The sequence below is a fragment of the Enterococcus sp. 2201sp1_2201st1_C11_2201SCRN_220225 genome (assembly GCF_040925905.1).
In the GTDB taxonomy this organism is placed as follows: domain Bacteria; phylum Bacillota; class Bacilli; order Lactobacillales; family Enterococcaceae; genus Enterococcus_C; species Enterococcus_C asini_A.
Genome location: NZ_JBCOJC010000078.1, coordinates 1 through 1502 on the forward strand (window position 1 = coordinate 1; position 1502 = coordinate 1502).

Genomic DNA, 1502 nt, shown 5'->3' on the forward strand with positions numbered 1-1502 from the left:
CGGCTCTTCGTCAAATCGTGTTGGTGGAGACAAATCTAATAAAAATTAGTCGAAGATGTGGCGCGTTTTGTGCGCCACATCTTTTTTTTAGTTTTGAAAGATCAATCCTTGTTGTAAATAAATCCGTGCACGAAAGAGATAAAAATTCCGGTAGCCAAACGCCACTCGCTTGATTAACTTGATTTTATTGTTAATCCCTTCTGTCACACCATTTGATAGGGGGACATTAAAAGCATTTGTAATCCCCGATTCGTAACGACGGAAGATAGTAAACTTCTTTTTAAAGGATGATGGTAAGTTAGGTTCTATCGTTTGAAGGGTTTCTTGAAACCCTTTTGGATCTCGATTGGTAAAATAGTAACGTAATAATTGAACAAAATCATAAGCGCTTCGTAAGGTGTCGTTGTAACTTAAGAGTTCATCGACGATTTCTGTTTGAGTAATGGGGCGTCTAAACAATCGATGGTAGTATCGTTTGAGTGGCTCTAGTCGGTCGGAATCCTTTAACAATAGCTTCCAATACCGCTTGAGTCGACGATATTTCTTTTGATTTTCAGGACGAGAATCACGAATACAATTCATCATCTGGATACGGAGTTGGTTAAAATTCCGATTGATGTGTTGCGCAATATGGAAACGATCCGTTACAATCTCTGCATTCGGAAAGACCGTTTTAAGTAGTTGACAATAACTGGCATTCATATCCATCACTAAATATCGGACCTTCAAGCGAGCGCTTCTAGGAAAACGCATGAAGTATTGGGTTAATTTGAATAAGCGTCGATCTTCCAGAATCGTGAAGAGTTTATTGGTCGTGCCATCCACACAGATAAAGCTCATAGACCCAGCGACAGACTTCATTGATCTAAATTCATCCATACACAAGACAGTTGGTAGATGGGATTGAGTGGGTTGGTAGTCTTTGGTAGCTTCACGTAAGACGCGGGTAACCGTCACGTCAGAGACAAAATATTTCTTCGCAATCAATTTCCGTGACTGGGTTTCGTATAGCTCCATAAGAATGGCGTGCTTCAATTCCTTGGTTAGTTGATGGTTCGGATCGATTAAATCCGTTTTTGCAGAAAACGTCTGGCCACAATCATGACAGAGAAAACGACTGCGTTTCAATTCTAAAATCGTTAATCGTTCTTTTACCTTTAGCATTTGGGAACGCGTGGTGTACGAGCCATTACGAATGAAACAAACTGATCCGCAGTGTTCACAATGGGAAGGAGAGTGAGTGAGGCTTCCTTTGATAAACTGCGCTTGAACGCCTTTATATACTTTTTCTTCCAACCATTCTTCTTCAAATTGTAAAGATTTATCTGTTAATCCAAGTAATTTTCTAGTATGATTATCCATTGAGAGACTCCTTTGGTAGGGTATTGTTTTAGACGACTAAATTTTACCAAATGTGAGTCTCTTTTTGATTTGAATACGAGAAAAAAGTGTTGGCAGAAAATCGGCTTCGATTTTCCACCAACACGAAATATTATAGAACC

The 1502-nt window shown here is 39.3% G+C and carries 1 protein-coding gene; it reads right to left on the reverse strand.

Annotation, left to right across the window (positions count from 1 at the left end; genetic code table 11):
* Positions 1 to 87: 87 nt before the first annotated feature.
* Positions 88 to 1362: an ISL3 family transposase gene (locus AB5754_RS12625; protein WP_368251295.1), complete on the reverse strand. Its 1275-nt coding sequence runs from the start codon at positions 1360 to 1362 to the stop codon at positions 88 to 90.
* Between the last annotated feature and the right edge of the window lie 140 nt (positions 1363 to 1502).